At 39.3% G+C, this 8,554-nt stretch carries 7 protein-coding genes; all 7 read right to left on the bottom strand.

Annotated features, from left to right (window positions below; translation table 11 throughout):
- The coding region (locus tag BFP77_RS03175; protein ID WP_143751835.1) for a biotin carboxylase N-terminal domain-containing protein at window positions 1-200 on the bottom strand (200 nt) is incomplete at its 3' end.
- A gap of 12 nt (window positions 201-212) precedes the next feature.
- A complete protein-coding gene (locus BFP77_RS03170) occupies window positions 213-1,385 on the bottom strand; it encodes an alpha-hydroxy acid oxidase (protein WP_099572625.1) in 1,173 nt (390 codons plus the stop codon).
- Window positions 1,386-1,456: 71 nt separating this feature from the next.
- Window positions 1,457-2,779 (bottom strand): L-fucose:H+ symporter permease, encoded by a 1,323-nt coding sequence (gene fucP / locus BFP77_RS03165; RefSeq protein WP_099572624.1) that lies wholly within the window; start codon window positions 2,777-2,779, stop codon window positions 1,457-1,459.
- A 9-nt stretch (window positions 2,780-2,788) separates the two neighbouring features.
- Window positions 2,789-3,568, bottom strand: a complete 780-nt coding sequence (locus tag BFP77_RS03160) for an SDR family oxidoreductase (protein ID WP_099572623.1) — start codon at window positions 3,566-3,568, stop codon at window positions 2,789-2,791.
- Window positions 3,568-4,431, bottom strand: a complete 864-nt coding sequence (locus BFP77_RS03155) for a fumarylacetoacetate hydrolase family protein (RefSeq protein ID WP_099572622.1) — start codon at window positions 4,429-4,431, stop codon at window positions 3,568-3,570. The genes BFP77_RS03160 and BFP77_RS03155 overlap by 1 nt, the downstream gene beginning before the upstream one ends.
- Before the next feature lie 262 nt (window positions 4,432-4,693).
- A complete protein-coding gene (locus BFP77_RS03150) occupies window positions 4,694-7,120 on the bottom strand; it encodes a PDZ domain-containing protein (protein WP_099572621.1) in 2,427 nt (808 codons plus the stop codon).
- Window positions 7,117-8,523, bottom strand: coding sequence for a sulfatase-like hydrolase/transferase (locus BFP77_RS03145; RefSeq protein ID WP_099572620.1), 1,407 nt, complete (start codon window positions 8,521-8,523; stop codon window positions 7,117-7,119). Before BFP77_RS03145 ends, BFP77_RS03150 begins: the two co-directional genes overlap by 4 nt.
- Between the last annotated feature and the right edge of the window lie 31 nt (window positions 8,524-8,554).

The following is an 8,554-nucleotide window of genomic DNA, read 5'->3' as shown; positions in this document are numbered from 1 at the left end:
GCGTCCATGTCCAAATACGGTTTCAGTGGCTCATTGTCCGAACCTATTTGATAACTTTCATCGGCCTTGTAACGGTGCAGGGAGTACCTGTCCTCGTAGGTGAAAATACCAACGGTTTTTATTCCAATCTCTACACAGGCCCTAAAAATGCGGATGGCAATTTCACCCCTGTTGGCAACTAGAACTGTGCTGATTTTCATAATGTGTTTTTTCTATTTCTTATCTGTCTGTATCAAATGGTTTGAAAAGTCTTTTACTTCTGCGCAGCAGATTTGCTCCATTACCTGTTGCAGTTCTTTCTTTAGTAAAGAAATAGTATGGTCACCGCCTTTTGAACCAAGTGCGGATACACCATACATAAAAGACCGACCCAAAAAGGTGAAGTCGGCACCTGAAGCCATTGTTCTTGCGATATCAGGTCCGGACCGTAGTCCACTGTCCATCATCACGGTTAATTTGTCTCCATAGGCTTTGGCGATTCTAGTCAACGGTTTTATACTTGATTCGCCCGCATCCAATTGCCTACCACCATGATTAGAAACAATGACACCATCTAGGCCAAGGTTTATCGCCTTTTCAACATCTGCTTCATTGGTTACTCCTTTGAGTACTAATTTCCCTTTCCATAAATCCCGTATCGGTTTTATCTTCGCTTCGTTTAGTCGACCTGAAAATGTTTGGTCCATAAATTTACCCAGTTGTTTTAAATCTAGATTTTTGGCCATATACGGTTTTAGTGTTTCAAAACTAGGTTGACCGTGAATCAATGTTTTAAGGGCCCATTCCGGTTTTCCCAATACCTGAAGTAAGTTTTTAACCGACATTTTTGGCGGCATCGCCAAGCCATTTCTTATGTCTCTAGGACGAAAACCGAAAGTGGGAACATCGCAAAGAATGACCAATACAGGGCATTCTGCTACTGCTGCTCGTTTAAGGATGTCATCTCGCAACGAATTTTCTGTAGGATGGTATAATTGAAACCATGCCTTACCTTCCGTGATTTCTGATATACGCTCTATACTGCTCGTTGTAACGGTACTTAATACAAATGGGATGTTGTGCTCAAAGGCGGCTTTCGCTAAAATTTCTGGCGCATTGGGCCACATTAAACCTTGAAGGCCTACAGGTGCAATACCAAATGGCGCATCATACGTATGACCGAAAAGCTTTGTTTTCATGCTAGAACCCACGTGCTTACTAAGGTAATAGGGTAAAAGTTCTACATCACGGATTTCTTTAGTATTCTTATGCAGATTCACATCTTCGTTACATCCGCCGTCTAAATATTCAAAAGCGAATCTTGGAACCTTTTTTCTCGCCCTTGTTCTCAAATCAGAAACTGAAGGGTAATTGCTATTTATGTTTAGTTCCTTTTCATTTTTCATTATTCTATAATTCGAGGGTTAAAAAAGTAGTTGTTCATACGCCCATCCTTATATTCTAAACAGCTTCTTTATTATTTAATTTTATAAACTTTTAAAGCTCTATATCCGTATAAAGCAACAAGAACAAAACAGAGCAGAGGTAGGGCAAAAGAGAAATTAACTTCTGGAACCCCCATTATCTTTACATCGGAATACCCGCTTCCGCCAATATCTAAAACCATCCCTTGAAGAACAGGCATAAACGCACCTCCAACAATTGCCATGACTAAAAATGCCGATGCTGTTTTAGCATTATCACCTAGCCCTGTAAGTGCTATTCCATAAATCGTTGGAAACATAAGTGACATGCAAAATGAAATAAAGACAAGTGAATATAGACCCATTATATTTTCAAGAAATATGGTGCCCATACATCCAAGAATAGCTATCACTGAGAGAATCATCAATAACTTACCGGAATCTATAAATTTTAATAAATATGTACAGATAAATCTTCCAATCAAGAAGATGATTAATGCCGTATAAGCATAATTTACGGCAACGATATTACTGATACCTATATTTTCTGCATATTGATATATGTAGGTCCAACACATAATCTGAGCTCCAACATAGAACATTTGTGCAAAAACACCGGCTACAAAACGTTCTTTCTTAAAAATGGCTTGGATGGATTTCCACATATCCAGTGACACACCTTTTTGTTTAGTATCGGGCATTTTAACAAATGCGATGACGACAAGCATTATTATAACGAATATGCCTAGAATCACATACGGGTTGCGTATTACTTGAAGATCGGAAGTCTTTATCGCTGCTTTCGCAGTACCTTTTAACGTTTCATATATCCCATTTCCTGAGGCGTCTACATCATCAGATTGAAGTGCTGATAGTATAAATGTTTGCGCAACGAAAAGTCCGGTTAATGCTCCTACCGGATTAAAGGCCTGGGCCAGATTGAGTCTTTGGGTAGCAGTTTCCTCTGGTCCCATATCCAATATAAAAGGATTAGAGGTGGTCTCTAAAAATGCAAGACCAAAAGTTAATATGTACAACGCCGCTAAAAAGAACAAATAATTCTCCATTGCTGCTGCGGGATAGAATAAAAGCGCTCCTACTGCATATAACGCAAGCCCTGCTAAAATTCCTGCTTTATAAGAATATTTTTTTGATACATAGGCCGCTGGTAGCGCCATGGTAAAATACCCACCATAGAAAGCGGCCTGAACCCAAGATGCTTGCGTATTACTTAATTCCAGTACTTTTTTAAAGGCCGATACCATGGGGTTCGTAATATCATTGGCAAAGCCCCATAATGCAAACAAGGAAGTTATAAGTACAAAGGGTACAATAAGACTTTTGGGAACGACAGGTATTTTTTGGTTGTTTTTCATAAGCGTATTTTAAATTGACCTATCTAAATGCGTATATCCGCCATCAACAAAGACCAATTGCCCTGTAGTGTGACTAGATGCGTCCGACAACAGAAATACAACTGAATTTGCTATTTCCTCCCCGGTTGTCATTCGATTTTCCAAGGGTATTTTTTCGGTTATCGATTTCAATTTTTCATCGGCGTTAGGAAATGTATGTATCCATTTTTTGTATAGTGGTGTATAACACTCCGCTACTATTACTGCATTGACACGTATACTATATGGTAGTAGTTCTACTGCCCATTCCCTTGTTAAGGAGTTCCTGCCACCATTTGATGCAGCATAGCCGGAAGTTCCTCCCTGCCCGGTAACAGAAGTTTTAGAACCAATATTTACTATAGCTCCTTTGCTTTTTTTTAGTGCTGGCAAGGCATGATGAGCAATTAGATAATAGTGGACCAAGTTTCTATGAATAGATTCTATGAATTCCTTATAACCTCCGTTTTCTAGACTTACCCCATCATTGACCCCTGCATTGTTTACTAGGCCATCAATTCTACCGTATTCTTTTAGTACCGTTTCAACAGCACTTTTACATTGCTCTGGATCTGTTAGTTCAGCAAAGGCAAAGCCTACTTTACCACCAGCGTTTTCAATTTCATTAGCTGCTGACCTTATGTTATGTTTATTTCTACCTACTATAAAAGGAATAGCGCCTTCTGTTGCTAAAACCGTACAAATGGCATTACCTATTCCCTTGGAACCACCTGTTACGACAATGACTTTATCCTTTAAGTTTAAATTCATCATGAATTGCTTTTATATGCTTTTGCAGTTTGTTTAGATTTGCCTAGACCATCTATACCGAGCTCAACCACGTCGCCGGGTTTAAGGTACTTTGGCGGGTTAAAACCAAGGCCTACTCCAAATGGTGTTCCCGTAGAGATAACATCTCCTGGGAGTAGGGTCATAAACTTACTAATATAACTTACAACCTCTTGTACATTGAATATGAAGTCCGATGTAGAACTATTCTGAACCGTCTCTCCGTTTAATTTTAACCAAAGATTAAGATTGTTAGGGTCTTCAATTTCATCTGTAGTAGCTATGAAGGGACCTAAAGGTGCAAATGTGTCGCAACTTTTTCCTTTTACCCATTGCCCGCTTCTTTCTATTTGATACGCTCTTTCACTATAATCATTATGAAGCACGTAACCGGCTACATGATTCAAGGCATCTTTTTCTTCTACATAACTGGCTTTTTTTCCAATAACAACCGCAAGCTCAACTTCCCAGTCTGTTTTTTTGCTTCCTCTTGGAATGATTAAGTCATCATAAGGACCAACAATTGCAGAAGTTGCCTTGAAGAACAACACAGGTTCTAAAGGTACTTCCATACCACTTTCTGCTGCGTGTTTGGCGTAGTTTAATCCTACACAGACTATTTTTGACGGTCTTGTCAGCGGAGGGCCTAATCTCTCGCTATCAGAAATTTTAGGGCAACTATCTTTATTGGTATCCAACCATTTCTTCAACTGTTCAATACCATCGTTTCCAAAGAAATGCTCGTCATAGTCCTGTCCAAATCCGGAAACGTTAATCTGTGAACCATCTTTAAGTTGAACACCTGGCCTCTCCTTCCCTACTTTTCCAAATCTTATTAATTTCATATCTGTACTTTAAATCTCTTGTGTAAACAAATCTAACTGGCATCCCTACTCAAAACCACCAAACCAAATACTTCAATCAATACTATTTTTGCTAATTTAGTTCACTACTTTGACAAATCGAGATATTTTAGACATAAACAAAGTGTTTTGCCTTATAGCTTTTTAAACTTCCAGCTGACATCGTTAAAATTTCAACCTAAAAAATGTATCCATTATTTTCTGGGACCATATTTTTATGTGTGATAGTTAAGTTTAGAAAATTCTATAGTTCTATTTTTATTTTTATTTCTTTTTGATTTTTCATCACTCCAAATTCCAATTGTTTTGCGGCTTTGTTTTTAGAAAGTACATACTTAAGATGTTCAAAATCTCGTATGGGTTTACCATTATAGGATATTATAACATCGCCTGTCTGCAATCCAGATCGTGATAACGTAGAATAGCCAGGAACGCTCAACAGCATTACACCGCTTGTAGACGTTAATCCTGCCGCCGACCTTTCTTCCATAGTCTCTACATCTTTCACCACGCACATATTCCACTCATATATGGTGCTAGAACCTGTTTCCGATATCTCTTGTAGTTTAGGCATAATGGGCTGTTTTGCTATTTGTTTCAATCGCTCCGAGATTACCCCAAATTCATTCATCGGAAAATTTTTAAAACCTATTTTTAAAACCGGAGAATCCGGAGCCACCCTAAAATCTCCTTCCTCCGGATTAATGAATTTAGGGTCACCGACCATAGAATTCATATCCGTTTGGTTTTTTTCAAAGTGCGTCCGATCACTTTCATGGGTAGTGAAAAAATTATAATCCAACTGCTTGCCCCACTTTCCGTCAGCTGCAATACCCCTGCTCATAACGGCAGGTTTATAAGCAGCTGATATAATATTTCGTACAAAAACGTCGCCACTATTTGGATACCATACATGGGGATGCAAGCTGTTGTTAATAATTATATTATTAAAGGCTATTCTGTCATATCCCTCCCGCATTTTCAGTCCACCGTTAAGCAATAGATTGTTGTAAATTCTATACCTCGAAGACCCATCGTCCAAATCAATATCCCAACCATGATCGCAACGCCATCTACTATTTCTAATAATGTTTGGGCGAACCATATCTAGATACGGCAAGGTGGAATCTTTGGCTACTTCTTCTGCCGTTCGCACAATATCGGGTGTCCAGAATCGATCTCTTCCCCAAGAGTTAAAACTTCCATGGTCTCCGGTTTCCAAAACGGTATTGAACACATCGCAATATTCAATTATATGTCCACCAAAGGTACCTTCACTTATATTGATACCAGCTCTTGGTACATCGTAAATGGAACAATGGCTGACCGTTATTTTTGAAGACATAGAGATTTGTACAGGAGCGGTCTGTTTCTCAAAACGGCCTGTCATGGTAATGATACAATCCTCTACCAAACAATCTTCCGGATAATTCTTGCCCTTAGGACCAGGAGTTTTATCCATAGTTTCATACTCTTGAGGACCATAGCGGAATATCGGATTACGGACCATCTTAGGGTCACCTACAAAAGCAACACCACTAGCGCCAGATTGGTGTATATAGCACCCTTTTATTTTTATTCTTCTATTATAATTATTAACGAAAATACTATTGCCTCCAAGCTGGTCAAATTCACAGTCCAATATTGCACAGTCCTCTGTATTTGTAAATAGCATTGCCCCACCTCTGAAAGTAGTCCAATCGCTTCTTAATAAGGGTTCTTTATTTTTCATAAAGCTACGCGCGGCATGTCGAAACACCAAGCCTTGAAAATTGATATACTTAACCGGATTTTCAATCGTTCCTTTAAATTCAATTAGATTTTGCAACCTAACCACTTCAATTTTCGCTTTTAACAAGTCTGTATTCGGCTTTGGATAGTAGTACAACGTTTTGTTGGCTTTATCATAAAACCATTCTTCCGGTACGTCTAATTCTTCGAATACGTGTTCTATCATTCGATAACGTGGGTGCATGGGCGAGGGTCTGTTGTTCTGCCAGCCGCCATCCAGAATTAACCTGCTGTCATCGTTCTTGCCTTTTACGAGCCAATGCATATCTCCCCATAACGCTGCATGCATAGCATGCACGTATGCGCCTTGTGGGTTTTGCCATGATGCTATTCTTTCTGGGCTTAAAGGGTCTTTTTCACCGTCAGCAGCGTCTGTATGCAACAAATCCCAAGTTTCGAATACATTTTTGTTTTCAACGGCATTTGGAAATCTAGCCATACGTTGGTTGTGACCATCAACGTACAATTGGTCTATTAACTCAATATCAGCTGGAATCACAGCTTTATAAACCCCGTCCTTGTGTGGCACCCATTCTGGGAAAAGTTGCGTCCCACCACTAATAATCGCTTTTCCTAGATTGGCCGCTTTGTACGTTATAGGTTTTAATTTACTTCCCGAATGTTCCGGACCAAAAACGATTGGTTTGGAAAGGTAATATGTTCCATTTTCAAGGATTACTTCTACCGTGGCGTCAGTATTTGAAGATAGAGCAAGATCTCTGGCTTTTTGAATGGTTCGCAACGGATGTTCCTTTGTCCCAGTTGCGGTATCGTCCCCATTTTCGGCTATGTATATTTTCAGTACTTCCTTCTCACATGAAAAGCATATTGAAATTATAAAAGTTAAAAATATAATAGCACTATATCTTTTTAGTTTCATTCCGCCTCGGTTTCAACATGATTATTTTGCCACGTAGAAAGCATAGCCAATAGCTCACAGGTCTTAGAGATATTAGTTTTTGATAAATCATTACGTTCGAACCGATCATCAATTAAGTTATAGAGTTCCATACGCTCATTGTTGGAACTTACAAGTAACTTCCAATCACCCAGCCGTATTGCACCTGAAACCCAATTATGTGGATTGTGTTCAGTGTTTGATGAAAATCGCCAATCCCAATACAAGGGTTTTCGACGTTGAAAAGATTCATTTTTAAAAATAGAAGCAAAACTCTCTCCATCTGGACGATAGTCTTTAGGCAGTTGTGTTTTTGCTAGGTCAACAAATGTAGGGAGAAGATCTACCGCTGATATAACACTTGTAGTGTCCGTCTTACCTTTATCAACATGCCCCGGCCAACGAACTATGAAAGGTACGTTTACACCCCCTTGAAAAAGGGTTGCTTTTTCTCCTTTAAGACCTGCTGTAGAACCAGCTATTTTAGCGGGCCCATACCCCGCAGGCCCATTATCGCTGGTAAAAATCACCAGTGAATTTTCTTCTAGACCCATGGTCTCCAAAGCATCCATTAAGCGGCCTATATGATAATCAGCATCAGTCAATACGGAAAAATATGTTTCTTTATCCGGTTCTAAGCCTTTATAAGGTTTGCGTTGCTCCTCATTTGGCCATAATGGCGTATGTGGGTCTTTTAACCATAAATTAATAAATATGGGGTCTTCCTTGCTCTTCCTTTTTAAAAAATTTATCGTTTCATCAACTACAATGCGACTAGAACTTTGCACCCAAAGTGTATCACTGTCCATATATCTCGTGGTTGGCCAATGTACATCTCCTTTCCAACTTGGGCCGTTCCCGTTCCACACCCTTGTTTCGTCATAACCATATTCTTTTGGCTCTGGAGCGGATAAATCTCCATTAGGTTCGCCACCACCTCCTAAATGCCATTTTCCAAAATGTGCAGTAGCATATCCTGCCTTTTGCATTATTCGTGGGAGATAAACTTTTAAGTTTTCGTTCAACCAGTTGTTTGGCATCCCGCGGCTTTGGTTCTTTTCATTGCCTGCAAAGTGACCATGAACTTTATGTGCTACGGGAAAATGTCCTGTTATGACCGAAGTACGACTAGGGGAGCATACACCACTTGTTACATGAAATTGAGTATACTTTGTGCCTTGCATGGCTAGTTTATCAATATTTGGAGTCGCCACTTGTGTATTACCATAACATCCTAGGTCGCCATAGCCCCAATCATCTGCAAAAATGAAAATGATGTTCGGTTTAGTTTCTTGTTCCTTGCCAACCGTTTCTTCCTTTTTTTGATTTCCGCAGGAGAATAGTAAAAGAAGCGTTACTATATAAACTGTATTTTCAATTTTCATAAATTTCTTGTGCTTTACTAAGGTTTATCTC

Source organism: Maribacter sp. 4U21 (genome assembly GCF_002742365.1).
Lineage (GTDB): Bacteria > Bacteroidota > Bacteroidia > Flavobacteriales > Flavobacteriaceae > Maribacter.
The sequence above is the reverse complement of the archived record's forward strand: the minus strand, read 5'-3'. Positions and strand labels throughout refer to the sequence as shown.

Excerpts from the sequence above, each read along its gene's own strand:
- BFP77_RS03170 (WP_099572625.1), bottom strand. The coding sequence starts at position 1,385 with ATGAAAAATGAAAAGGAACTAAACATAAATAGCAATTACCCTTCAGTT.
- BFP77_RS03150 (WP_099572621.1), bottom strand. The coding sequence starts at position 7,120 with ATGAAACTAAAAAGATATAGTGCTATTATATTTTTAACTTTTATAATT.
- fucP (WP_099572624.1), bottom strand. The coding sequence starts at position 2,779 with ATGAAAAACAACCAAAAAATACCTGTCGTTCCCAAAAGTCTTATTGTA.
- BFP77_RS03160 (WP_099572623.1), bottom strand. The coding sequence starts at position 3,568 with ATGAATTTAAACTTAAAGGATAAAGTCATTGTCGTAACAGGTGGTTCC.
- BFP77_RS03145 (WP_099572620.1), bottom strand. The coding sequence starts at position 8,523 with ATGAAAATTGAAAATACAGTTTATATAGTAACGCTTCTTTTACTATTC.
- BFP77_RS03155 (WP_099572622.1), bottom strand. The coding sequence starts at position 4,431 with ATGAAATTAATAAGATTTGGAAAAGTAGGGAAGGAGAGGCCAGGTGTT.